At 73.8% G+C, this 22900-nt stretch carries 21 protein-coding genes and 1 pseudogene; 8 read left to right on the forward strand and 14 right to left on the reverse strand.

The annotated features are described in order from the left end of the window. Window positions 1–82: 82 nt before the first annotated feature. A pseudogene (locus ACFV57_RS04285) lies at window positions 83–196 on the forward strand (deoxyxylulose-5-phosphate synthase); the annotation flags it as partial. On the opposite strand, the gene ACFV57_RS04290 reads toward ACFV57_RS04285, so the two are convergent. Further along, the gene (locus tag ACFV57_RS04290; RefSeq protein ID WP_385225494.1) at window positions 193–1074 is read right to left on the reverse strand and encodes a LysR family transcriptional regulator; all 882 of its coding nucleotides are present in this window, start codon (window positions 1072–1074) and stop codon (window positions 193–195) included. The pseudogene ACFV57_RS04285 and the gene ACFV57_RS04290 sit on opposite strands and share 4 nt — an antisense overlap. 95 nt (window positions 1075–1169) lie before the next feature. Between ACFV57_RS04290 and ACFV57_RS04295 the strand changes: the two genes are divergently transcribed. Next, window positions 1170–1883 carry a hypothetical protein gene (locus tag ACFV57_RS04295; RefSeq protein WP_385225496.1) on the forward strand — a complete coding sequence of 238 codons (714 nt, stop codon included), beginning with the start codon at window positions 1170–1172 and terminating at the stop codon, window positions 1881–1883. A gap of 25 nt (window positions 1884–1908) precedes the next feature. On the opposite strand, the gene ACFV57_RS04300 is transcribed toward ACFV57_RS04295, so the two are convergent. The 5 genes from ACFV57_RS04300 to ACFV57_RS04320 all read right to left on the reverse strand — a co-directional run bounded on the left by ACFV57_RS04300 (window position 1909) and on the right by ACFV57_RS04320 (window position 4753). Then, the gene (locus ACFV57_RS04300) at window positions 1909–2664 is read right to left on the reverse strand and encodes a hypothetical protein (protein WP_385225498.1); all 756 of its coding nucleotides are present in this window, start codon (window positions 2662–2664) and stop codon (window positions 1909–1911) included. Then, entirely contained in the window at window positions 2645–3370 is a 726-nt protein-coding gene (locus ACFV57_RS04305; RefSeq protein ID WP_385225500.1) for an RNA polymerase sigma factor, read from the reverse strand. Before ACFV57_RS04305 ends, ACFV57_RS04300 begins: the two co-directional genes overlap by 20 nt. After that, window positions 3370–3597: a hypothetical protein gene (locus tag ACFV57_RS04310; protein WP_385225502.1), complete on the reverse strand. Its 228-nt coding sequence runs from the start codon at window positions 3595–3597 to the stop codon at window positions 3370–3372. The genes ACFV57_RS04305 and ACFV57_RS04310 overlap by 1 nt, the downstream gene beginning before the upstream one ends. Window positions 3598–3809: 212 nt before the next feature. After that, on the reverse strand, window positions 3810–4094 hold the full coding sequence (locus tag ACFV57_RS04315; RefSeq protein WP_385225504.1) for a hypothetical protein: 285 nt from the start codon (window positions 4092–4094) through the stop codon (window positions 3810–3812). Between the two features lie 89 nt (window positions 4095–4183). Further along, complete coding sequence (locus ACFV57_RS04320; RefSeq protein WP_385225506.1) at window positions 4184–4753, reverse strand: DUF4232 domain-containing protein; 570 nt, start codon at window positions 4751–4753, stop codon at window positions 4184–4186. Window positions 4754–4967: 214 nt separating this feature from the next. Between ACFV57_RS04320 and recQ the strand changes: the two genes are divergently transcribed. After that, window positions 4968–7001 carry a DNA helicase RecQ gene (recQ, locus tag ACFV57_RS04325; RefSeq protein ID WP_385225635.1) on the forward strand — a complete coding sequence of 678 codons (2034 nt, stop codon included), beginning with the start codon at window positions 4968–4970 and terminating at the stop codon, window positions 6999–7001. Between the two features lie 90 nt (window positions 7002–7091). Here recQ and ACFV57_RS04330 read toward each other — a convergent pair whose 3' ends face one another. Beyond that, complete coding sequence (locus ACFV57_RS04330) at window positions 7092–7664, reverse strand: hypothetical protein (RefSeq protein WP_385225508.1); 573 nt, start codon at window positions 7662–7664, stop codon at window positions 7092–7094. 74 nt (window positions 7665–7738) lie between these two features. Beyond that, the gene (locus ACFV57_RS04335; protein ID WP_385225510.1) at window positions 7739–8476 is read right to left on the reverse strand and encodes a haloacid dehalogenase type II; all 738 of its coding nucleotides are present in this window, start codon (window positions 8474–8476) and stop codon (window positions 7739–7741) included. Between the two features lie 252 nt (window positions 8477–8728). Between ACFV57_RS04335 and ACFV57_RS04340 the strand changes: the two genes are divergently transcribed. Beyond that, window positions 8729–9226, forward strand: a complete 498-nt coding sequence (locus ACFV57_RS04340) for a hypothetical protein (RefSeq protein WP_385225512.1) — start codon at window positions 8729–8731, stop codon at window positions 9224–9226. A 60-nt stretch (window positions 9227–9286) separates the two neighbouring features. Further along, on the forward strand, window positions 9287–11401 hold the full coding sequence (locus tag ACFV57_RS04345) for an esterase-like activity of phytase family protein (RefSeq protein WP_385225514.1): 2115 nt from the start codon (window positions 9287–9289) through the stop codon (window positions 11399–11401). Here ACFV57_RS04345 and ACFV57_RS04350 read toward each other — a convergent pair. Together ACFV57_RS04350 and ACFV57_RS04355 are read right to left on the reverse strand one after the other, a co-directional pair. Further along, a complete protein-coding gene (locus tag ACFV57_RS04350) occupies window positions 11349–12851 on the reverse strand; it encodes a sensor histidine kinase (RefSeq protein ID WP_385225516.1) in 1503 nt (500 codons plus the stop codon). The genes ACFV57_RS04345 and ACFV57_RS04350 overlap by 53 nt on opposite strands. Then, on the reverse strand, window positions 12848–13495 hold the full coding sequence (locus tag ACFV57_RS04355; RefSeq protein WP_385225518.1) for a hypothetical protein: 648 nt from the start codon (window positions 13493–13495) through the stop codon (window positions 12848–12850). Before ACFV57_RS04355 ends, ACFV57_RS04350 begins: the two co-directional genes overlap by 4 nt. A 301-nt stretch (window positions 13496–13796) precedes the next feature. On the opposite strand from ACFV57_RS04355, the gene ACFV57_RS04360 reads away from it, so the two are divergent. Further along, entirely contained in the window at window positions 13797–14084 is a 288-nt protein-coding gene (locus ACFV57_RS04360; protein WP_385225520.1) for a hypothetical protein, read from the forward strand. A gap of 75 nt (window positions 14085–14159) precedes the next feature. Here the strand turns inward: ACFV57_RS04360 and ACFV57_RS04365 are convergent, their stop codons facing one another. Together ACFV57_RS04365 and ACFV57_RS04370 are read right to left on the reverse strand one after the other, a co-directional pair. Further along, entirely contained in the window at window positions 14160–15059 is a 900-nt protein-coding gene (locus ACFV57_RS04365) for an isocitrate lyase/phosphoenolpyruvate mutase family protein (RefSeq protein ID WP_385225522.1), read from the reverse strand. Then, window positions 15056–16042 (reverse strand): hypothetical protein, encoded by a 987-nt coding sequence (locus tag ACFV57_RS04370; RefSeq protein WP_385225524.1) that lies wholly within the window; start codon window positions 16040–16042, stop codon window positions 15056–15058. The genes ACFV57_RS04365 and ACFV57_RS04370 overlap by 4 nt, the downstream gene beginning before the upstream one ends. 63 nt (window positions 16043–16105) lie before the next feature. Between ACFV57_RS04370 and ACFV57_RS04375 the strand changes: the two genes are divergently transcribed. Next, the gene (locus ACFV57_RS04375; RefSeq protein ID WP_385225526.1) at window positions 16106–16849 is read left to right on the forward strand and encodes an ArsR/SmtB family transcription factor; all 744 of its coding nucleotides are present in this window, start codon (window positions 16106–16108) and stop codon (window positions 16847–16849) included. A gap of 66 nt (window positions 16850–16915) precedes the next feature. On the opposite strand, the gene ACFV57_RS04380 is transcribed toward ACFV57_RS04375, so the two are convergent. Further along, complete coding sequence (locus tag ACFV57_RS04380; RefSeq protein WP_385225528.1) at window positions 16916–18346, reverse strand: glycosyltransferase family 39 protein; 1431 nt, start codon at window positions 18344–18346, stop codon at window positions 16916–16918. Window positions 18347–18559: 213 nt separating this feature from the next. Beyond that, a complete protein-coding gene (locus tag ACFV57_RS04385) occupies window positions 18560–21571 on the reverse strand; it encodes a D-alanyl-D-alanine carboxypeptidase (protein WP_385225530.1) in 3012 nt (1003 codons plus the stop codon). 247 nt (window positions 21572–21818) lie between these two features. Here ACFV57_RS04385 and ACFV57_RS04390 point away from each other — a divergent pair, with 247 nt between their 5' ends. Further along, the gene (locus ACFV57_RS04390; protein WP_385225532.1) at window positions 21819–22589 is read left to right on the forward strand and encodes a GPP34 family phosphoprotein; all 771 of its coding nucleotides are present in this window, start codon (window positions 21819–21821) and stop codon (window positions 22587–22589) included. Window positions 22590–22900: the final 311 nt, after the last annotated feature.

Below are 22900 nucleotides of genomic sequence, written 5' to 3' on the forward strand. Positions count from 1 at the left end.
TGTGCGACCACTGACCGGGCAAACGGTTGCCCCGGAGGACCGGTTATGGAAGACAGATCACATTGCGTCGTGGGGGCCACGGGGTGGCCCCGGTTACCGACCACGCACCCTCAGGGAGGTGCGGGAGCGGATGGCCTGCGCCCGGTCCACCGGCGAACCGTTCGCGCGGGCGCTGGTCCGTCCCGAGCTGCCCTAGGCGCGGCAGATGAGGTCGGCCAGTCGGCTCGCGGGGTCCGTGGGGTCGGCGGGGTGGACGAGTTCGGTGCGGTGTGCGAGGCGGGGGGACTGGACCGGGACGGCTGTGCCGGCGAGCGTGGCGGCCAGGGGCAGGGGGAGGGCGGCGAGGCCGTGACCGGCGGCGGCCAGGGCGGCGAGGCCGTGCAGATCGGTTCCGCGGTGGCGGATGCGCGGGCGGAAGCCGTCGGTACGGCACACGGCGCGCAGCCGGTCGAGGGGTACGGCGGTGTCGGGCGCGTCGATCCACTGGGCCTGCGACAGGTCGGCCAGCCGCACCGAGCGGCGCCGCGCCAAGGGGTGGCCGCCGGGGAAGAGCACGGCCAAGGGCTCCTCGGCCGCGACGCGGGTGGTGGCCGGGCCGAGGTCGGGCAGCGGCAGCGGGTCGCTGGGGGCCGCGACACCGTCGACGAGTCCGAGGTCGGCGCGCCCGGTGAGCACGTCCTCGGTGACCGTTTCCCGGCCCGTCACCCGCACTTCGAGGTCGAGTGGGTGGCCGGTGCCGTGCAGGCGGGCCAGCGCCTGCGCGACGGAGGGGGTCAGCGCGGCGGGCGAACAGGCCAGGGTCAGCCGGGTGGGATCGGTGCGGTGCAGGCGGGCGATGTCCGCGCGGGCGACGTCCAGGCGCAGCAGGAGGGCGGGGGCGTGCTCCATCAGGCGTGTCCCGGCCGGTGTGGGGGCCACGGGGCGGCGTTCGACGAGCCGGGTGCCCAGGTCGGCTTCGAGGGCGGCGATGTGCTGGGAGACGGCGGACTGGGTGTAGCCGAGGGCCGCCGCGGCGGTGGAGAACGACCGGTGGTCGAGTACGGCCACGAAGGTGCGCAGCAGGTGGGGGTCCATGGCGCAAGCATTTCCGACCGGCATCAGCAACGCTTATGCGGTGTACGGAAATCATCGTTGGACCTGATGCGAGCCCCGGGCGCAGGATCGTTTCCATGTATCACACGGCACGCATCGCCCTGGTCGGGGACCGCTCCGACACCGTCCGCTCCCATGTCCGCATCCCCGGCCTGCTCAAGGCGTTGCGCGTACGGGACGGGCTGGACCTGGACGCGTACTGGGTCCCCACCGAGGACGCCGGCCAGGGCATGGCGGGCTTCGACGCCGTCTGGGTCCTGCCGGGCAGCCCCTACCGCAGCGAGGCGGGCGCCCTGGCCGCGATCCGGTCCGCACGTGAGGGCGGCATCCCCTTCCTGGGCACCTGCGGCGGTTTTCAGCACGCGCTGCTGGAGTTCGCCCGTAACGTCTGCGGACTGACCCGCGCCGGCCACGCCGAGAACGCCCCGGCGACCGCCCCCGAGGAGGCGGTGGTCGTCCCGCTGGCCTGTTCCCTGGCCGGTCACGAGGGCGCCGTCGAGATCGCTCCCGGCTCCCGGGCCGCCCGCCTGCTCGGCGCCGGCCGTATACAGGCGCGCTACCACTGCACCTACGGCCCCAGCCCCCGCCACCTCGACGTCCTGCGCGAGCACGGCCTGTCCTTCACCGGCACCGACGAGTCGGGGGACGTCCGCATCGCGGAGCTGCCCGCCCACCCCTTCTTCCTGGCCACCCTCTTCCAGCCCGAGCTGGACGGTGACGGCACCCGGGCCCACCCGCTGATCACCGGGCTGGCCGCGGCCGCCGTCGAGCACGCGGCCCGGGCCCGCTGACCGCGGCGCCCCGGATGCGCGGGGGTCAGGGGCGCACGGTGGTCAGCTGCTCGATGCGTTCGGCGAAGCCGGCCGGCGGGAGCGGGAGGTCGAGGTCGGCGTCGCCGGTGAACTGGATGGCCCGGGAGACGTAGCCGACCACGGCCGCGGCGGTGGTCAGGGGCGGCGGGTTGCCGTTCCCGCGGGCGATTTCGAGGGTGATGGCCCAGGAGATGACCAGGTCGTAGGCGTCGGCCGAGGGGCGGGTGCGGGCGGGGCGGTCCGGGTCGGCGTGGGCGTGCCACCAATGGGCCTCGCCGACCTCGGCCAGGGAGAGGTGGTGGAGGTAGAGGCAGTAGGCGGCGGAGGTGTCGCCGGCACCGGCGGCGTACTGCCACCAGAAGCGGGCAGAGTCCTCGCGGCCGGCCAGCTGGAGCACACAGGCCAGGACACGCGCGCCGTCCGGTTCGAGGACGCGGCCGCCGATGAAGACGGACATCTGGTGCAGCGCGTCGGGCTCGCCGACCACGAGGGCGCACAGGCGCTGGAGGTCCTGCGCGGCGTCGTACATCTGGCGCTGCTCGGTGGGTTCGCGTTCGCCCGTCGTACGGCCGCGCCCGACGGCGGCCTCCACGCGGGCCTGTATGGCCGCGTCGAAGGACAGGGCTCCGTACAGCACGCGGTCGGCGACGCGCGCGCCCAGCCGGGCTTCCGCCGCGGCCAGTTCGCGGTCGCTGTACGCGGGCGTGTCCAGGCGCGCCTTGGCCAGGATCTGGTCCAGATCAGTCCGTGAAGCGGGCATCGCCCTCCCCTTCCTCCAGGCCGAACGCCTGGCGCAGTCGGCGGCGTGCGTGGCGGGTGGTGGAGCGGACTCCGGCCTCGGTGATGCCCATGAGGCGCGCCGTCTCCTTGGTGGCGTACCCGAGTGCGTAGCGCAGCAGCATCACGTCGCGCTGGCGCTCCGGCAGGGCCGCGACGGCCTGGTAGAGGGTCAGGGATTCCTCCAACTCGCCGATCGGGTCCAGGGAGTGGCGCAGGGAGTGGGTCTCGAAGGCGGCGACGTCGACGACGACCGGACGGCGGCCGCGGGCCCTGGCGTGGTCGGTGGTGCGGTTCTTCACCACGCGCCAGGCGTACGCCTCGGGGACCGGCTGCTGCAGCACGGTCTGCCAGGCGATCATGAGCTGTTCGAAGGCGAGGTCGACGGCTTCCTCGGCGTCCGCCCGGGACTTCAGGTGGAGCTCGGCGTACCGGATGTAGCCCGCCCGGTAGAGCTGGTGGAAGGCGCGGAAGTCGGCCGGCAGGCCGAAGCCGGCGGGGATGCCCGGGAGGCGGCCTACGGGGGTGCCCGAGGGGCCGCCGGCCGGGGTGTCCGCGGGCGGGGGGCCGGGAGGGCGGAAAGGATACTTCTCGTGGCGCGGGGCGGCCTGGGGCGCTCGGGCCGGCGCCGGGCGAAAGGCCTCCGGGGACCGCGGACGGTGTTCGGCGATCGGCTCGTCGTCGGTCATCAGCGCTCGCCCTCCTGGAGGTCGTCGTCGCGCCGAAGGCCGTACGGGGCGCTCCGGTCGGGCGCGCGGTGGGTGCAGGCACGGGTACGCGGAAGCGTGCGGCCGCCCGTACGGGTGAGTTCGGAGACGCCTGCCAGCACCTGGGCGGCGGCGAGGCGGCGCAGCAGCATCCGTATGTCGGCGCTGAACACGCGGACCGCGACGGCGGCCACGGCCCAGTCACGCACGAGATCAAGGTTCACGGAACCTTCGGTCCCTCCGGTCGGATGAACGGTGCCTGCTCGTCCCGGCACCGGAGAGCCGGTACGAGCTCTCTGCCCGCAATAGCGTTCAGGAGTGCTCAGTCGTGCAACGAAAGAAGGCAAAATCTTACGGACTGCTACCGGCCAGTTACTCCTGTTCGAGAAAGTGACAGCTGGGGTCCCTGGGGCGCCTGCGGCTACGAGGAACGCGTACGGCCCCGCCGGGGGCCCTGGGAGCGGGGGGACGAGCAGTGCGGGCACCAGTAACCGTCGCCCTGGTAGTACGTCCAGCCCATGTCCGCGATGCGCGGGGCGGCCGCGTTGGCGCTGTGCAGGAGATGGCCGAAGAGGTTCGTGCCGATGTCCGGCGGCGGATCGGCGACGACCAGGTCCAGGACGGCGCGCGCGCCGCACCCCATACGGTCGCACAGCAGGAAGAAACGCACGGGGCCCGGCGGCTCGCCGGCGGTCGTGAGACTCATGCGCTCACTTTGGCCGATGACGGGCACGGGGGCGGGCCGTTCGGTACAACCCGCCCCCGGTCAGCGGCACTTGAGGGAGCCCGGCGGGGTCAGGCAGGGGTCGGGCGCCACCATGTCGTGGTCGGGGACCAGACGCGGATGCCGGTCGGCGGGGCGCCCAGGGCCGCGGCGTCGAAGCGGCGGCCGTGGTGCGAGGGGTCGGCGGCGACGGTGACGAAGCCGACGGTGCGGGCGGCCGGGGCGGGCGCCCCGGTGACGGTGCGGACCGTCGCGTACGCGGTGGCCCCGGGCGCGAGGCGGTACGGAGCGCTCTCGGCGGGCGGGTCGGGCTCGGCGGCGCCGTCGAGATCGCCGAAGGTGACGGTCGGGATGCGGTCGACGGCACAGGGTGCGGCGCCGCGGTTGGTGACGCCGATGCGCAGCACGTCGGGGTGGTGGGCGGCGAGGACGGACGCCGAGACCGTCAGGGCGGATTCGGCGCAGCGGGGAGCGGGGGCGTTCTTCGCCGTGGTGGGGGCGGCGGGGCCGGCTGCCGAGGCGGTCGCGGCGGCGGTGGGCAGGGTCACGAGCGCCGCTGTGATCGTGGTGAGGAGAGCGGTGCCGCGTACGGCGGCCCGGCGGCGGGCGGGCCGAGGGGCGGTGGGGCGGTGGAAACGCATAGGGTTCTCCGTCCTTGCCACGTGACATTCTTCGTCGCCTTCTGGGACCGCCGGGTGGTGGATTTCGTTGTACGGCGGGGCCGCGCGGGCTCTGTGGGGCCGTGTGGGCCCGTACGGGAGGTAGCAGAGGGGGGCGGCCCGGCGCGGTGTTATCCACAGGGCTGAGCGCGGGTGGCGGGGTAGCTCGTACGCTGCTGGCATGAGCGAGGTGGAGATGGCTTCCGGTGCCGGGGAAACCGTGGACGACGCCAGTGGCGCGGTGGGCGTGCTGCGCCGCGTCTTCGGTTACGACGCGTTCCGCGGGGAACAGCAGCCGATCATTGAACATGTCATAGCGGGCGGCGACGCGGTCGTGCTGATGCCGACCGGCGGCGGAAAGTCTCTGTGCTACCAGATTCCGGCGCTGGTGCGGCCCGGCGTCGGGGTGGTGGTATCGCCGCTGATCGCGTTGATGCAGGACCAGGTCGACGCGCTGCGGGCGCTGGGCGTCCGGGCCGGATTCCTCAATTCCACGCAGGATCTGGACGAGCGGCGGCTGGTGGAGGCGGAATTCCTCTCGGGCGAGCTGGACCTGCTGTATCTGGCGCCGGAGCGGCTGCGGGTGGAGCAGACGCTGAGCCTGCTGGACCGGGGCAAGATCTCGCTCTTCGCGATCGACGAGGCGCACTGCGTCGCGCAGTGGGGCCACGACTTCCGGCCGGACTACCTGGCCCTGTCGATGCTGCGCGAGCGGTGGCCCGAGGTGCCGAGAATGGCCCTGACGGCGACGGCCACCGAGGCCACGCACCGCGAGATCACCTCCCGGCTCGGGATGGAGAACGCCCGGCATTTCGTCGCCAGCTTCGACCGGCCGAACATCCAGTACCGCATCGCCGGAAAGAGCGACCCGAAGAAGCAGCTGCTGGAATTGCTGCGCACCGAGCACGCCGGTGACGCGGGAATCGTGTACTGCCTCTCGCGGGCGTCGGTGGAGAAGACCGCCGAATTCCTCTCGCAGAACGGGATCACCGCGCTCCCGTACCACGCCGGGCTGGAAGCGCGGACGCGCGCGGAACACCAGGGGCGCTTTCTGCGGGAGGACGGGGTGGTGGTCGTCGCCACCATCGCGTTCGGCATGGGCATCGACAAGCCGGACGTGCGCTTCGTGGCCCACCTGGACCTGCCGAAATCGGTGGAGGGCTATTACCAGGAAACGGGCCGCGCGGGCCGCGACGGCCAGCCGTCCACGGCGTGGCTGGCGTACGGCCTGCAGGACGTGGTCCAGCAGCGGAAGATGATCGACGGCTCGGACGGGGACGACGCCCACCGCAGGCGGCTGTCCGCGCATCTCGACGCGATGCTCGCGCTGTGCGAGACGGTCGAGTGCCGTCGGGTGCGGCTGCTCGCCTACTTCGGCCAGGACAGCACCGCGTGCGGCAACTGCGACACGTGCCTGACGCCGCCGCAGACCTGGGACGGGACGGTCGCCGCGCAGAAGCTGCTCTCCACCGTGGTGCGGCTCAAGCGGGAGCGTGGGCAGAAGTTCGGCGCCGGGCAGATCATCGACATCCTGATGGGCCGCAAGACCGCGAAGGTCATCCAGTTCGACCACGACGGGCTGAGCGTCTTCGGCATCGGCGAGGATCTGCGGGAGGCCGAATGGCGGGGCGTCGTACGGCAGTTGCTGGCGCAGCGGATGCTCGCGGTCGAAGGCGACTACGGCACGCTGGTGCTCGCCGAGGGCAGCGGTGAGGTGCTGCGGGGGCAGCGCGAGGTGCTGATGCGGCGCGAGCCGGAGAAGGCCGTGAAGGCCAAGGCCGCCAAGGCGGCGAAGGGGCGGCGCGCGGCGCCGGTGGACCTGCCGGAGGAGGCGGTGCCGGTCTTCGAGGAGCTGCGGGCCTGGCGGGGCCGCACGGCCAAGGAGCAGGGCGTCCCCGCCTATGTGATCTTCCACGACGCGACGCTGCGGGAGATCGCCACGGTCCGGCCGTCGAGCGTGGCCGAACTCGGCTCGGTGAGCGGAGTGGGCGAGAACAAGCTGGCGAAGTACGGCGAGCAGATCCTGACCGTACTGTCGGGAGAGGCCGGACCGGGCGATCAGGCCGGGCCGGGTGCCGGGCAGGCCGGGCTGGACGCCGGGCAGGCCGGGCCGAGCAGCGGTCAGGCCGGGCCGTCCGGGCAGACCGGCCAGGCAGCGCCGACGGCGGCCCCGGGCGGCCCGGACGACGAGCTGGACTGGGGTCAGGAGCCGCCGTTCGAGGAGGAGTGAGGAGCCGGGCCCGGCGGCTCCACGACGGGCACCCACGAGGCGTGCGCCGGGCTCGCACGGCCGTTGACGGGGGGCGGGCCGGGCCCCGGTTCACTCGGGAAAGGTGAACCCCAGGCGATCGTGCAGCGCCTGCGCCTGCTCGGGCGTGGCCAGGACCATGATGCTGTCGTAGCCGCGGCTCGGCAGGCGTTCGAAGTCGAGGTAGAGCCACGACCGGGGGTCGTCGTCGTGAGCGGTCACGGTGATGGCCTCGCAGGCCGCTTCATGGTCGTAGTAGTCCTCCGCGTAGTGATCTGCGGTGATGGACACGGGCTTGCCGTCCCGCTCGAACTCCAAGTGGTCCAGGCGCCCGCCCTCCAGGCTGCCTTCGCCCTCGACGAGCCGGACATCGGTGATGGCGACCCTGCCGCCGGCGACCTCCACGGCGTCTTCCAGCAGGCTCGCGTAGTCGTCGTGGATGGAGTCGATGTCGTCGGCGTGGACCGAGACCGCCACACCGAAGTGTTCGAGAGCGCTCGCCGCCGCGTACTGGTCCTCCATCTCCTCGTCCGCGTAACCGGCGGCGTCTTCGAGGACGCCGCGCACCGTCTCCTCGGTCACCATGCCGATCTCGTACAGGATCGCGCCGATCTTCGTATACGTGATCGATGAAGCGTTCGACATGGCGCCGATCCTGCCACGCGGCGCCCGGCCCCACCGGCCGGGGTCGGGGCGGGGGCGGACCGGTCAGGCCGGATTCACCGGCCGGTGTCGAGCTGATCGGCGAGATCGTCCAAGTTGTCGGCGTACAGGTCGAATCGGTCCGAGAGAGCGGGCGGGTCGCCGACCGGGCGGGCGACGTAGGCGGTGCGCAGGCCCAGGCGCTGCGCTCCGCGCAGGTCCCAGGCGTGGGTGGCGACCATCAGCAGCCGCTCCGGCGGGTGTCCCGAGGCGGCGACGGCCAGTTGGTAGACCGCCGGGTCCGGCTTGTAGGTACGGACGTCGTCGGCGGACAGGACCTGATGCCAGCGCAGTCCGGCGTGGGCGTTGAGTTCCAGCAGCGCGGGCCTGCTCGCGTTGGAGAGCCCCATCAGCGGGAACCGCTCGGCGAGCCGGGCGAGTCCCGCCACCGTGTCGGGCCGCGGCGGGAGCCGGCGCCCCGACAGGGCCAACGCGGTCACGGCGGCCGAGTCGTCGGCTCCGGCAGCCGGGCTGCCGGCTGCGGAGCGCCCACCGGCGGCGTCGGCGACGAGCCGGGCGGCTTCCCGGTCGAGGACATCACTGGCGGCGTAGGGCCGGTCGCCTTCGAGGATGCGGCGCTGTTCCCGGTCGATGTGCTGCTGCCACAGCGACAGGAGCTGCCCGGCCCCGGAGTCGTCGAGCGACGGGGCGAGTTGGCGGATTCCGGCGCGGAGGCCGGCGGGTTCGTCGACGAGCGTGCCGAGTACGTCGAACACGACAGCGCCGATCTCCGGCTGGAACACCGGCTTGGGCATGGGCTCTCCCGAACGGAGCAGGGGCGTGCGGTGACAGTCAGCCGAACGCGGCGCGGAGCCGCCCTGATTCCCGGTCCGGGCGCGGTCGCAAGCTCTGCCCAAAGCTGAGCGGCGGGGCGGCGTCGCGGCGGCCGGATGGTGAACGGGGCGCGAAGTACGCGGGGTGATTACGGGCGCTGGGGCGAATCCCGGCGGAGCGGGCGGGTAAGGGGCGAGAGTTGAGGTGCGGCGGCAGCGGAGTGTGGGGGACCGATGAGGATTCAGGTCAGTCTGGACGAGGCGGAGAGCGACCTGGAGTTGCGGTCGCTGTGCGAGTGGCTCGCTGATGATCCGGCGGTGGGCCGGAGCGCGGAGGTGTCGCTGCGGGCGAGTGCGGCGAAGCCCGGGGAGATGGGGCTGGCGTTCGAGGCCGTACAGCTGATCGTCGACAGCCTGTTCCAGCTGAGCAGCCTGGCCATCGCCATCGACGGCTGGCGCAGGGCGTACGCGGCGCGGCCGAAGATCACGGTCGAACGGGGTGGCGTACGGGTCACTTTCGCCACGTCGGACACGGACGGTGCCCGAAGCATCCTTCGCGCGTTGGAGGAGTTGGAGCGGGCGGGCGGCTCCGGCCCCGTCCCCGGGGCGGGCGAGGGCCCGGCGGTCCTCGACGCGCCGGACGACACGGGCGCGACCGCCGACGAGGGCCGGCACGGCCCGCCCGGCCGGAACAACACCACTGGCGAGAGCAGGGAAAGGGACGGGGACTGACGGATGGGTGGAGTCGGGGGAGAGGCGGGGCCGGCGTTCGACCCCACGGAGTCGGCCTGCGTGATCATCGGAGTCGACCGGTACACCCATCTGGCGCCGCTGCCGGGGGTCCGCAACAACCTCAAGGCGCTCAAGGCCGCGCTGACCGACCGGACCATCGGGGGGATGCCGAAGGGGAACTGCCGGGTCGTGTCCAACCCCCGGACGGTCACCGCCGCGTTGCGGCCCATCGAGCAGGCGGTCCGGACCGTGCGGGACACCCTGATCGTGTACTACGCGGGCCACGGTTTCCTCGACTCGCGGCCGGAGGGCCTCTACCTCACGCTGCCCAGCACGGAGGCCGGGAAAGTGCACAGCGGCATCCCGTACACCTGGCTGCGCAGCGCGCTGGGCACCCGTACGCCGCCCAGGCGCCGGATCATCATCCTCGACTGCTGCTACAGCGGCAGCGTGATCAGGGGCATGTCCGCCATGTCCGCCGGGTCCATGGCCGGGTCCATGCCCACCGCCGCGGCGACGCAGCAGGCGTCCAGCCAGTTGGGCGAGGCCCTGTTCGAGGGCATGGACAGTCTGGAGGGCGTCTCGTACCTGCTCACCTCGACGCCGTGGAACGTCGAGGCGCTGGCGCCGGAAGGCGAGGAGCACACCGCGTTCACCGGTGAGTTCCTGCGGGTGCTGCGGGAGGGGATTCCGGCCCGGGACGCGGCGCCGTACGGCCCACAGGCGCAGGCCGGACCGGGCGGCACCGCCGCAGACACCCCGGCCCCGGGCACCACGGCCCCGACCCCGGCCACGGGCCCGCCCCCGAGCCCGAGCCCGAGCCCGAACCTCAGCCTGGAAGCCATCTACCACGAAGTCCGCCGCGCGCTACGGGAGAAGAACCGCCCACTCCCCCAGCAGCAGGCTCAGAACGGCATCGAGAAGCTGCCGTTCGTACGGAACCGCGCGGCACGCCCCGCCTCCCCGCCGCGCCGGACCGGCGCTGGCCAGGCTCCGCCCGACGGCCCCGAGAGCACACCGCAGGCAGCGGACACCGCCGCCCCCGCGCCCCCGGACGCGGAAAACCCCGCCGGTGCCCGGCGCAACCGCCGCCGGGCGCTGGTCACCGCGCTGTGCGTGGCGGCGGTGGCGGTCCCGTCCGTGGCGTGGTGGCAGTCGCGGGGCGAGGAACCGTCGTCCGGGGCGTGCTCGGACGACGTGGCGCTGATCGGCCACAGTGACGCGCTCGACGGCGTCGAGTACGAAGGCGCCGTGCCGGTCGACGGGCTGTCCGGCCTGGCGATGTCCGGCCCCTCCCGGGCGTGGGCGCTGGCCGACAACTCGCCGGGCCGGATCTTCTCCCTCGACCTGGGCACGTCGGGCGCCTCGCCGCCCGCCGCCCGCGCCGTCGACATGCGTACGCTCCGCCCCACCGGCGGCGGCCGTTTCGACGGCGAGGGCCTGGTCCTGGAGAAGGGCGGGCGCACCGTCCTGGTCGCCTCGGAGGCGGGCCCGTCGATCCGCAGGTTCCGGGTGTCGGACGGCGCGGAGACGAGCCGGATCGCACTGCCGCGCAACCTCGTCGAGTGGTCCGGCCCGGAGAACCTGGAGGCGCTGGGCGCGTCCCCGGACGGGCGGTATCTGTACGCGGGCCTGGAGGCACCGCTCTTCCGCGACGGCAAGGCACGCGGCCGCAGCCTGCTGCGCATCCAGCGCTTCAAGGGGACGCCGGGCGGCGCGTACGTACCGAACGGGCAGTTCGCCTACCAGTCGGCGGCCGGGCTGCGCGTGTCGGAGCTGGTGGCGCTGGGCGGTGACCGGCTGCTCGTCCTGGAGACCAACCACGCCGAGGGCCAGGGCAACGCGGTACGGATCTTCGGCGCCGACCTGAGCCGCGCGAAGGATGTCTCGCGGGTCAAGTCGCTGCAGTCCGAGCCGGTCGACGCGTTCGCGAAGAAGTGGGAGCCGGCCGATCTCGTGACGTGCCCGCGGGGCGCTTCGGCCACCGCGCAGCCGCAGTCGAACCCGCTGCTGGAGAACGCCGAGGGAATGGCGCTCGGCACCGCGCCGCTGTCCTCGGGCCCGTACAAGGGGCGGATGCCGCTCTTCCTCGTCTCGGACAACAACAACAGCCCGCATCAGATCACTCGGGTGTATGCCCTGGCGATCCGGACCGGCCGGGCGGCGGGGCGGTGAGGCGGAGCACGGCCCGCGCGCCGCCGTGGGACGCGCCTGCCACCTCCGCGTCCGGCCCGCCCGCCACACCCGTCTCACCTGCCATACCTGTCTCGCGCACCACACCCGCCTCATCCGCCATACCCGGCTCCACAAGCCCGCCCCTCACCTCACCCACTTCACCTGCATCACCCACATTGACGAAGAGCAATTCGACGCCCAATACGGACGCCTGGCCCACCGCGATGGTCAGACCCAGGCCGTGTCCCTTGCCGCGGCCGGGCGCGTCCGTACGGAACCGCTGCGGCCCCCGGTGCAGCAGCTCCACCGGGAAACCGGGCCCGTGGTCGCGCACCTCCACCACGGGCACCGGCGCCCGCCCGCCGCGGGAGGCCTCCTCGTACGCGCCCTTCAGGGCCTGACCGGCCGCCGTCGCACCGCCGCCGCCCGGTACGTCGACCGTCACCACGACCGGTGGCCGCCCGTGCCGGTGCGCGTTGAGGACGAGATTGCCCAGGATGCGGTCCAGCCGCCGCCGGTCCGTCCGTACGACCGTGTCGCGCACGACCCGTACCTCGGTGTCGAGCCCCAGGTCCTCGACGGAGCGCCGGACGAGCGCGCCCAGTTCGTACGAGGCCAGGTCGGGGCGTTCGGCGCCGGAGTCGAGCCGGGAGATCTCCAGCAGGTCCTCGGTGAGCCGGTGCAGCGCCCGCAGCCGGTCGTTGATCATCTCCTTGGGGCGGCCCTCGGGCAGCAGCTCGGCCGAGGCGAGGATGCCGGTCAGCGGGGTGCGCAGTTCGTGGGCGACGTCGGCGGTGAAGCGCTGTTCGGCCTGGAGGCGGCCCTGCAGGGAACCGGCCACCGAGTCGAGCGCCGCGGCCACCGCCGCCACCTCGTCCCGCGCCCCCGGCCGGTCCCGCCCCCTCCCCTCGGTGCCGACCCGCGCGTCCAGGTCCCCCGCGGTGATCCGGCGGGCGACGGCGGCCGTGGCGCTCAGCCGGCGGCTGATGCGGTGCGCGAGGAACAGCCCGGCGAGGGCGACGGCGGTGGCGGCGAGGACGGCGGAGCCGAAGATGGCCGTGTCCAGGTTCTCCAGGGAGCGGCGGGTGTTCTCGTACGGGGCCCAGACCGCCATCACCTGGTCGCCGGCGGGCGCCGCCGTCCACATGACCCGCTGCCCGTGGTAGATGCCGACCATGCTGCCGCGCCGGCCGTGGTGCACCAACGCGGCCAGCGGCGCGGGGAGTTCGCCGGGGTCGAGTACGGAGTTCAGGCCCTCCCGGGAGGTGCCGTACTCGTACAGGTCCAGCGCGTCGTCGAGGTCGGCGAGGGTCTCCTTCCTGACCTCGCCGACGGTCTGGCGGGCGACGGCGTTGTGGACGAGCACACCCAGTACGGCGGCGACCGCGCAGCACACCGCCGTGACGGTGAGCGCGATCTTCCAGCGGAGGGAGAGCGCGGGGCGGCTCACGCGGGGCTCCCCGGGGACGGTGCGTCCGACGCCGTCGTGGGCAGCGGGTTCTGCGGGGTCCGGTAGTCGTCGAGGGTGAGGTCCCACAGGCCCATCCGGCTGCCGTCCCACACGTAGTCGGTGACGCTGACGTAGCGCGGGTCCTTGGTGGGCTCGCGTACGGCCAGGTGGCCCGCGGCCAGTTCGACGCCCGCGAGGACGGCGCGCAGGCCCAGGACGCGGGTCACGACGCGGTCGCGGACGCTGTAGACGCGCAGCGCGCTGGTGCGCGCGTCCAGGTCGACGGCGCTGATCAGGTCCGGTCTGCCGTCGTCGGTGAGGTCGTGGAAGACCGGGCTGCGGACGGCGCGGGCGGCGGGCGGCCGGTCCCCGCCGGCCGCGAAGTCCGCCCGTACGACGGCCATCGGGTCGGCGTCCTTCATGCTGCCGGAGGGGACTCGGGCGAGGCCCGGTACGGCCCGCTGGTCGCCGGGGTCCTCGTCGCGGACGCGCGGCGCGGGCGTCCGGTCCGCCCACAGGGCGAGCGGGGCCTTCACGTCCCGCGCTCGCCCGTCGTCGTACAGGCCCGCGACGCCGGCGCAGCCCGCCGCCAGGGTGAGCGGCACCGTGAGCGGCGCCACCACCGAGAGCATCCGGCGCCGCACGGCCCACCACCACCTTCCCCGAGACCTTCCCGGCACGGACACAGAGGTACGTAACGCGACAAAGTTACCCATAGTGGCGGCGCGCGGACGGCTGGTCACGCCCGCGCCGTGACAACACTGCCTGCAGAGGGGGTCAAGGCTGTTACACAACCGCCGGATCGCCGTGAAGGACGCCTCGTACATTCATTCCTGTCGGCACCGCACAGCACCGGCTCCACGCACGACGAACGAACCAGCAGACCGACGCAGACCGACGCAGAACCTACGGCGGCCAGGACCGCCACGACGAGGAGTAGTTCCCATGCGGGCAAAGCGCCGCTCCGTGATCCGTACCGCCGCCGTCGCCACCGGTGTCGCAGCCGTGCTGCTCCTCCCCGCGAGCGGCGCGTTCGCCGCCGACACCATGGACGCCACCACCCCGCACGCGATGGGCCGCAAGTCCGCCGTACTGCCGGAGAACGGGCTCGCCGGCATCGCCGAGCGGGTCGGGCAGCTCCCCACGGGCGGACTCGTGGGCGCGGCCGGCGTGCTCGGAGCGGCGGGCGTGGGCCTCGCGGTGCACCGGCGCCGTCAGCCCCAGCAGGCCTGAGGCACAGCGGGCCGACGCCCGCCCCCCGCTCGTCCCTCACCCCGCCCCTGGAACCCTTCCGCCCGCACCCGGGCGTCACTCGGCCAGCCGCTGGACCTCCCCGTAGCCGGGCACACCGGCGAGGTCCGGCCCCGCGCCCCCGCCGGCCGCGTCCGCGCGCAGGGACCGGGCGAGTCCGACGGCCGCGTGCAGCGCCGAACGGAACAGCAGCGAACCGGTGCTGACGCGCCGTACGCCCAGTTCGGCCAGGCGGGCGAGGCGGTGCCGGCCCGGCGCGTACAGCAGGTTCAGCGGCGCCGGGATGCCCGCGACGAGCGTGGCGATGGCCCGCTCGTCGGTGACACCCGGCACGAAGACGCCGTCCGCCCCGGCCGACAGATACGTTTCGGCACGGGCCAGCGTCTCGTCCAGCGGACGCGAGGCGGGGTCGTCCACGAGCCAGTGCGTGTCGATGCGCGCGTTCACGTAGAGGCCCGGTGCGCACTCCTTGACCGCGCGGATCAACTCGGCCTGCCGCCCGGCCGGTACCAGCGGGCCGTCGCCCGCACGCCCCGGCAGCCCGTCCTCCAGGTTGACACCGGACGCACCCGCGTCGGCCAACTCCGCGGCCAGCGCGCCCACTTCCTCCGGTCCGCCGCCGAAACCGCCCTCGATGTCCACCGTGTACGGGCAGGCCAGACGACTCCCCAACCGCCGCGCGAGGGCCACCGTCGCGTCCCGCACGGCGGCCGAGCCCAGCCCGTCGGGCTCCCCCAACGCGGCCGCGACGCCCAGGCTCGTGGTGCCGATGGCGGCGAAGCCCGCCGCGGCGAGCGTGGCGGCCGAGGCGGCGTCCCAGGCGTTGGGGAGCAGCAGCGGCTCGTCGCCGTGGTGCAGGGCGTGGAAGGCGCGGGTCCGGCCGGCCGCGCGAGGGGAGAGCCCGCCGCCGGAACCGGAACGGTTCACCACGGCCTCCGGACGTGCTGCGGCGCTCATGCGCACACCACCTCCAGCGCCACCGGCACCCGCAGGTTCACGGACGGCAGGTACGCGAGCCCACCGTGATCACCGCCTTGACCGGCACGATCTGCGACACCGGCATGTCCCCTGCCCGTGTCGGCACCGGCACCGGCACCGGCACCGGCGAGACGGCACCCCCGTACCCGCACCGCGTCCAGCACCCCGGCCGCCAGCGCCCGTGCGTGGGCGCGCCCGGGGCAGGCGTGCGCCCCGGCGCCGAAGGCCAGTGACCCGTCGGCCGCGACCAGGCCGACCCGTACCGGGTCGCCACCGCCCACCGGCGCCCGGAACGTGCCCCGTACGGGCGGATCGGCGCACAGCACCCGGTCCAGCAGGCCCGCCACGAGGTCGGCCCCCGCACCGGACCGCGGCTCCGCCGCGCCGTCCCCCGCCAGCAGCGCGTACGCCGCGCTGCCGATCAGCCCCGCCGTGGCGTCGTACGCCTGCACCAGCAGCCCGATCCGGGCCGCCGCGGCCTCGTCCCACGTACCGCCGAAGTCCGCCACGAGCCGCGCGAGGGCACGGTCGGCGGCCGGAACCGCCTCACCGTGCGCGTGGTACGCGCGGGCGACGTCCCCCACCAGCCCCGCCGTCTCCGTCGTGGCCACCGCCCCCAGCGACGCGGCGAGCACTTCGGCGGGCACCACGCGCGCCACCCGCGCCATCACCTCGACCGGGCCGGGCCCGCGCAGCAGCGCCTCGGCCCGTACACGCGCCGCGCCGCGCAGCACGCCGGCCGCTTCCGGCCCGCCGAGCGCGCCGGCCGCCAGGGCCCGCCGCCGCGCGTGCGCCTCCCCGCTGCTGAAGCGGGCGACCCGCGCCCGCAGCCAGGCCATGCCACCCTCCGGTACCTCCTGGGGCACCGGCGGCACCTCCCAGCCGGGGTCCGTGAGCGCCTCCGGGCTGCCGTCTGTCCTGTCGTCTGTCACGTCGTCCGACGTGTCGTCCAAGGTCCGCATGGCAGGACCGTAGAACCGCATCGTTTCGGGTCCGGCCGAAACGTGCCCGCGCACAATGGACCCATGACCACACGGGCACCGTCACCGGACACCGCACCGGCCCACAGCACCGGACTCGCGCGCCTCGCGGGCCTCCTCGCGGACCGCACCCGGGCCGCGTTCTGCCTGGCCCTGCTGGACGGGCGGGCCTGGACGGCGGGCGAGCTGGCGGCGTACGCGCGGGTCGCGCCGTCCAGCGCGAGCGAGCACCTGACCCGGCTGACCGAGGGCGGGCTGCTGGTGGAGCGGCGCCAGGGCCGCCACCGCTACGTCCAGCTGGCGGGCCCCCGCGTAGCCGAAATGCTCGAAGGGCTCACCGCGCACCTCGACCCGCCGGCCGACCCGCCGCGCGGGCTGCGGGCCGCCGGCGCCTCGGCCGCGCTGGCCCGCGGGCGCACGTGTTACGACCACCTCGCCGGGCGCCTGGGCGTGGCCGTCACGGACGCGATGACCGGACGCGGCCTGATCGACCAGGACGGCGGCTTCGCGCTCACCGGTACGGGCCTCACCTGGTTCGCCGAGGCCCTCGGCACGGACGCCGGCACGCTCCGCGCCGGGCGCCGGCCGACCGCCCGCGGCTGCCTGGACTGGACCGAGCGGCGGCAGCACCTGGCGGGCGTGGCGGGCGCCCGACTGTGCACGGGGCTGCTGGAGCGGGCGTGGGTACGGCGCGTCGGCAGCGGACGGGCCGTACGGCTGACGTCCGCGGGGGCGGAGGCGCTGCGCGACCTGCTCGGGCTGGACGCGGAGGCGGCGGGGCTCCTGTGAGAGGGCGCTCCGGCCCCGCGTCCCGGCCCGCCTCGCGTACGGCCGCCGTCGCGCACACGGCCGCCGTCAGCAGTGCCCGGGACGGGCGTACAGCGTGACCTGCGCGCCCCGGACCTCCCGCGTCGCGCACTTCTGGAACGCAGCCCGCAGCGTGTCCCGCTTGGCGATCTCCTGATCGGTCTGGTCGGCCGGCTGCCCCTTCGCGTCGCCGACCGCGACGATCCGGCGCGCCCGCAGCATGTGCGCGTGGATACGGTCGCCGGACAGCTCCGTGCCGTACAGACTGTGCGAGGCCACCGGGCTCCGGTCGAGCGCGAGGTCCCGCAGACGGTGGAACTCGTGCGGCGCGGCCGCCGCCCACACCCGCCGCCGGGCGGGCAGGAACAGCAGGCCGTCGTCCGGCGAGGACAGCTCCCGGACGGCGTGGGTCACCGCGATCGCGTCGTCGGTACGGCTCTGCGGGCTGCGCAGGAAGACGTTGACGGGGGCGAGCACCGCCAGGACCACGACGAGCGCCGCCGACCGGTACGCCACCCGGCGCCGGGTCTGGCCGCGCTGTCCCGGCGGGCGCAGCACCCAGTCGAGCGCGGCGCCCGCCAGGAGGGCGAACCCGGACACGTAGTACAGGACGTAGCGGTCCACGTACATCGGCTTGAGCTGGGAGAGCAGCACCAGCAGCACCGTGGGCAGGACCAGCAGGGGGAGCGCGACCGGCCGCAGGCGCAGCCGCTGCCGGCCCGCGCGGCCGACCGGGGCGCGGGAGCAGAGCAGGCCGCCCAGCACCAGGGCGGTGAAGGTGCCCAGCTGGACGGGGTTGGGCCACTGGAGCCAGCTGAGCTGTTCCGACTGCCCCATGCTGAACACGGCCAGCGGGACGAGGCCGACGACCACCGCTCCCGCCGCCGCGCACCAGGCCCGGCGGACCGGGCGCGGCAGCCCCGACAGTGCGACGGCGGCGCCGTGCGCGGGCAGGACCAGTACGGCGAACTCGTGCATCCAGCAGGCGGCCAGCGACAGCGCCGCATAGCCCGCCCACAGACGCCTGGACGGCCGGGCCGTGACCCGCACCAGCAGGCAGGTGGACCACACCACCAGCGCGCAGACCATCGCGTAGGAGCGGCCCTCCTGCGCGTACTGCTGCACCATCGGCAGCAGGACGAAGACGAGGCCCGCGAGGAGGCCCGCGCGGCGGCCCGCCAGCTGCTTGCCCAGCAGCGCGACACCGGCGGCAGCCGCCGCCATCGCGATCACGGACGGCAGCCGCAGGGCCACCACACCCCCGTCGAAGACGAGGAACCAGCCGCGCATGAGCACGTAGTAGAGACCGTGCACCGCGTCCACGGTCCCGAGGGTCGGCCACAGCTCCGCCAGGGTGCGGTGGGCCATGTCGTACGTGACCGCCTCGTCCCGCCACATGCTGCCCTGGCGCCGGATGCCCCACAGGCCCAGGACGAGCATCAGCGCGGCCGGGAACAACGCGACAGCCCCCCGCGACACCCAGATGCTCCGGGCGCGCGCGGGAGACGCGTACGCGGTCTGCGCTACATCGATGGCGGACTCCGCTTCACCAGGCCAGGCGGGACTGTGCGGACACACTCAGACCGTCACACTCAGACCGTACGACAGCCGCCGCACACCGGCAGGCGCGGGCCCACCGGCATACGACGGCTCGTACGGTGCCGCACGACGGCCCGTACGGTACGGCCTCGCTCAGCCGATCCGGGTCAGCTTCGAGCCGAACGTCGGCTCGGCGAGGTCCTTCTGCAGGGCCACCGGCACCTTGGCGGCACTGGAGCCGGTGCCGACGGTCAGCTCGCCGACCACCGTCCCGGCCTTGGCCTCGTGCGGCACCGGCTTGCCGGCCGCCGGACCGACCTTGAACTCGATCTTCTGGCCGGGTACGCCGATCGCCTTCAGGTCCTTCGTCGCCACGACGGGCGTCTGCCCGCCCAGACCGTCGTCCACGTAGCCGACGACCTGGCCCTTCTTCACGGTGGTGGCCGAGGTCAGGGCGTTGCGGATCGCCTCGATCATGGGCTTGGTGCGGTCCTGGACCAGCCGCAGGCTGGTGCCGCCGTCCGGGTCCAGGCCCTTCGCGTGCTGATCCATCGTGGCGCCCAGGATCAACTGGTCCTTGCCGTCCACACCCTTGTAGGCCGCCCACACCAGCGCGCCGCCGGCCGCCGTGCTGGAACCGGTCTTGATGCCCTTGATGCTCAGCTCGCGGTGCTCGGACATCAGGTTGTTGTTGTTGTAGATCCGCTCCGGGAGCCCCTTGTCGGCGTTCGGCATCGCCACGACCTGCCGGAACGCGGGCATCTTCATCACCTCTTCGGCCAGCTTGAGCTGGTCGACGGCGGTGCTGACGGTGGTCTTGTTCAGACCGCTGGGGTCGGTGTACTTGGTGTTCTTCATGCCCAGGTCCTTGGCCGTGTCGTTCATCTTCTTGACGAACGCGTCCACGGTCGAGGACTGGGTGTCCCAGCGCGCCAGCAGGCGGGCGATGTTGTTGCCGGACGGGATCATGAGCATCTGCAGCATCAGCTGCTCGGAGTACTCCTGGCCTTCCTTGAGGCCCATGACCCGCGACTCGTTCTTCGACTCGGCGTCCTTGACCGCCGCGTCGTCGACCTTGATCTTCGGGCCGCCCTCGTCCTTCTTCAGCGGGTGGTCCTTCAGGATCAGGTAGGCCGTCATTATCTTCGCGACGCTCGCCGTGGGCACCGGCTTCTCGTCCCCGTACGTACCGAGGTCGCCCGCGCCCACGACCTTCGCCGCGGCCTGGCCCTCGCCCGGCCACGGCATCTGGAACCTGTCGCCCGCGAAGGTGTACGACGTCTTCTCGCCGAGCGCCAGCGTCGGGTCGGGCAGCGGGCGCACCTGCTGGACGACGACGAAGATGATCGCCAGCAGGATCGCCAGCGGGGTCCAGATCTTGAACCGGCGCGCGACGGTGCGCAGTGGTGTCTCGGGCGGCGGCGGGGTGTTGGTCAGCTGCGCCAGCAGGTCCAGCGGCGGCAGCGGCTGCTGCTTGGTCCGCTCGGAGTCGGGCAGCGCGCCGGGCTGCGCGGTGGCGCCGGCCGGGGCCGCGGCGGCGGGCGCCTCGGTGGCGCCGGACTTCGCCTCCGGCTTCGCGCCGGAAGCGGCCTCGGTCTTGCCCGCGGCCTTCGCGCCCCACTTCGTACCCGGGGCGACGTCAGGCTCGGCGGCCGGCAGCGCGCCCGACGCGGTGCCCGGCTTGGCGCCCGGCTTGTCGTCGGTCTTCGCGCCGCCCTGGGCCTCGGCCTTGCCCGGCTTGACCGGCTTCGCAGAGTCAGCCGACTTGCCCGCCTTGTCGGACTTATCGGACTTATCGGCCCTGTCCGACTTTCCGCCGACCGGACGCGGCGGCTTGATCGGCTGCGGATCGGTGGACTTCAGCGCCACGAACTGACTGGTCCGCTCGCCGTCCGACTCCGCGGCACCGGGCGGGCGTACGGCCTTGATCGCGGTGGTGGGCTGGTCGGCCGACGGCTTGGGGGCGGCCTTGTCGGACGGGGCGTCGGCCTTGTCGGCCTTGCTTTCCTTGTCGGCCTTGTCGGACTTGGGGGCGGCCTCGGCCTTGGGGGCGGCCTTGGACCCGGGCTCGGGCTCGGACTCGGGCTTCGCCTCGGACTCTCCGCTCTTCGCGTCGCCCTTCGCGTCCGCCTTCGTGCCGGCGTCGGCCTTCGCGTCCGCCTTCGTGCCGGCGTCGGCCTTCGCGGAATCGGCCTCCGCGGCCGGGGTCCCGCCCTTCCCGGACTTCGCCGGGCCGGCGCCGTCCGAGCCCTTCTGCTTTGCGACCGTGAACGTGCGCGTGGCGCTGTCGACGGGCTCGCGACCGTCCGCCACGTCCGGCGCCTTGAAGATCGCCGTCGGCTGGTCCACGGACTCCGCCGCACCCTTGGAAGCGCCGTCGGAGGCGTCCTCGCCCTTCGGTGCGGAAGCCTTCGGCGCGGAGCCCTTGGGCGTGGCGCCCTTGGGCGTGGCGCCCTTGGGCGTGGCGCCCTTGGCCGAGGAGCCCTTGGAGGCGCTCCCGGCCGCGGAGCCGCCGGAGCCGCCCTTCGGTCCGGAACTCTCGCCACCGCCCGCGGCAGCGCCCTTCCCGGCTCCCTTGGGGGCACCCTTCGCGGCGCCCTTCGAGGCTTCCTTCGCGGCACCCTTGGGGGCGCCCTCCGCGGCATCCTTGGCGGCGCCCTCGGAACCGCCCTTCGAGCCCCCCTCGGAACCGCCCTTCGGCGCCTTCGTCACCGGCGCCCCAGCAGTCTCAGCCTTAGCACGCGTTTCCGACTCGGCACCGCCCTCGGCCCCGGCGGCACCCTTGCCGGAACCCGAACCGGCCCCGGACCCACTCTCGCCGTCGTCACCGTCGCCGTCGCCGTCGTCATCCTTGGCCGCGACCCACGCGGCCACCGCTTCCCGCAGCCGCTCATCCCGGCCCTCGCCGTTCGCGCCGCCCTCGGCGTCGCCGGCGGCCTCGTCGGCGGCACCCTTGCCCGCCGTACCGCCCTGGCCGGACCCACCGGACTCGCCGGCCCCGGACCCACCGGACTCGGACTCACCGGACCCACCGGCCCTGCCGCCCGGCTTCGCCGGCCCGGCCGGTGCTTCACGGAAGACCGCGAGTCGCGGATCGCGTTCGCTCCCCGCCGTCTCCCCCGACGACTGCTTCTGCTCCGGCTTGCCGGGGGACTCGCCCGCCACCTATGTCTCCTTCACACGTCGCGATACGTCGCGCTCTGTCTGGCCCAGTGTTCCCAAGTGTCCTGTGTCCGCGAGGCACGCCCGCACCGCCACGCGAAACGATGGGCGCCCCGCCCCACAGAAGGTGTCGCCAAGCAGCTAGACGAGAACGACATACCTACAGGTTCCCTGCCTAACCCCTCACGCACTCTCGACAGATGAATGTGAGAGGGGTCACCCTGTCATTCATCCACGCGGGGAGGCATGGATGGGCAGGAGCCGCAGAACAATTCCGGAGGAGCTTCTGCTGCTCGCTTTGGACCCGGCAACGGGAACCACAGCGCAGCCGCAGTCGCTCGACCTCGGTCTGGCCGGGGCCCAGCTAGTAGAGCTGGCTCTGGCCGGACGGATAGCCCCTGACGGGGATCGTATCGCCGTGGTGCTGCCACGGCCGACCGGAGATCCGACTCTGGACTCCGCGCTCGAGTTGCTGCGCCGACGCGGCAGCCCGGTGCGCGCCGTCCACTGGATCGGCGGGCCCCGGCTGGGGCTGCGCCAGACGTATCTCACGCATCTGGAGCGGTGCGGCATGGTCCATGCCGTGGCGGGTCAGATGTGCGGGGTACTGCCGACGACTCGCTACCAGGCGACGGACACGGCCATCAGCCGGGAGATCAAGAACCGGCTGGACAACGCGATCCGCACCGGCGTACCACCGGACCCGCGGACCGCGGCGCTCGCCGCACTGGCCCACGCGGTCGGCCTCGGCAAGCACCTGTATCCCGGGAACGAGGGGCGCTCCTCGCGCTCCCGCCTCCGGGACCTGATCCGGCACGACCCGATGGGCGGGCTGGTCGCACATGCCGTCATGGATGTGCAGAACGGCGTCGCGGCACAGCCGAGGCGCGCACCGGTGGCGGCGTCCGGACCGGTCGGACCGGGAGCGGGCCGGCAGCCCGCGTCCCGCGTCGCGGCGGAACCGGCGGGCGTACCGGCACAGCCGCGGCACGGGTCCATGGCCCGCGTCGGCGCGCGCTGACGCCCTCGCGTCGGCGAGTGCCGGCGAGGCGCCCGGCACCGCACCACAGGCAGTTCACGTAGAGCGCAGGCAGCACTTCGCACCACCCACGAGCTGTGCGCGACAGACGCACCACGTACACACCGGCGCACCCCACGACCCGCGCCACAGCAGCATCATCAGCACGAGTGTCCCCACAGTCCCGTTCGGGAGCCGCAGCAAGCGCGGGGTGGCGGACCGGCCGATCCGGACGACGGCCGGGCCGCCACCCCGCGCGCACGTCCGCTCGCCTTGTGTGTCCATTCCACTGCGCTGTACGGACCTGGGATGGC

The sequence above is a fragment of the Streptomyces sp. NPDC059788 genome (assembly GCF_042732265.1).
GTDB lineage: Bacteria > Actinomycetota > Actinomycetes > Streptomycetales > Streptomycetaceae > Streptomyces.

What these genes read in the sequence shown, in the direction of transcription:
- ACFV57_RS04330 (WP_385225508.1), bottom strand. Translation starts at nt 7,664, where the DNA reads ATGTCGAACGCTTCATCGATCACGTATACGAAGATCGGCGCGATCCTG.
- ACFV57_RS04300 (WP_385225498.1), bottom strand. Translation starts at nt 2,664, where the DNA reads ATGCCCGCTTCACGGACTGATCTGGACCAGATCCTGGCCAAGGCGCGC.
- ACFV57_RS04390 (WP_385225532.1), top strand. Translation starts at nt 21,819, where the DNA reads ATGGGCAGGAGCCGCAGAACAATTCCGGAGGAGCTTCTGCTGCTCGCT.
- ACFV57_RS04335 (WP_385225510.1), bottom strand. Translation starts at nt 8,476, where the DNA reads ATGCCCAAGCCGGTGTTCCAGCCGGAGATCGGCGCTGTCGTGTTCGAC.
- ACFV57_RS04320 (WP_385225506.1), bottom strand. Translation starts at nt 4,753, where the DNA reads ATGCGTTTCCACCGCCCCACCGCCCCTCGGCCCGCCCGCCGCCGGGCC.
- ACFV57_RS04295 (WP_385225496.1), top strand. Translation starts at nt 1,170, where the DNA reads ATGTATCACACGGCACGCATCGCCCTGGTCGGGGACCGCTCCGACACC.
- ACFV57_RS04370 (WP_385225524.1), bottom strand. Translation starts at nt 16,042, where the DNA reads ATGCGGACCTTGGACGACACGTCGGACGACGTGACAGACGACAGGACA.
- ACFV57_RS04360 (WP_385225520.1), top strand. Translation starts at nt 13,797, where the DNA reads ATGCGGGCAAAGCGCCGCTCCGTGATCCGTACCGCCGCCGTCGCCACC.
- ACFV57_RS04290 (WP_385225494.1), bottom strand. Translation starts at nt 1,074, where the DNA reads ATGGACCCCCACCTGCTGCGCACCTTCGTGGCCGTACTCGACCACCGG.
- ACFV57_RS04365 (WP_385225522.1), bottom strand. Translation starts at nt 15,059, where the DNA reads ATGAGCGCCGCAGCACGTCCGGAGGCCGTGGTGAACCGTTCCGGTTCC.
- ACFV57_RS04340 (WP_385225512.1), top strand. Translation starts at nt 8,729, where the DNA reads ATGAGGATTCAGGTCAGTCTGGACGAGGCGGAGAGCGACCTGGAGTTG.
- ACFV57_RS04305 (WP_385225500.1), bottom strand. Translation starts at nt 3,370, where the DNA reads ATGACCGACGACGAGCCGATCGCCGAACACCGTCCGCGGTCCCCGGAG.
- recQ (WP_385225635.1), top strand. Translation starts at nt 4,968, where the DNA reads ATGGCTTCCGGTGCCGGGGAAACCGTGGACGACGCCAGTGGCGCGGTG.
- ACFV57_RS04315 (WP_385225504.1), bottom strand. Translation starts at nt 4,094, where the DNA reads ATGAGTCTCACGACCGCCGGCGAGCCGCCGGGCCCCGTGCGTTTCTTC.
- ACFV57_RS04375 (WP_385225526.1), top strand. Translation starts at nt 16,106, where the DNA reads ATGACCACACGGGCACCGTCACCGGACACCGCACCGGCCCACAGCACC.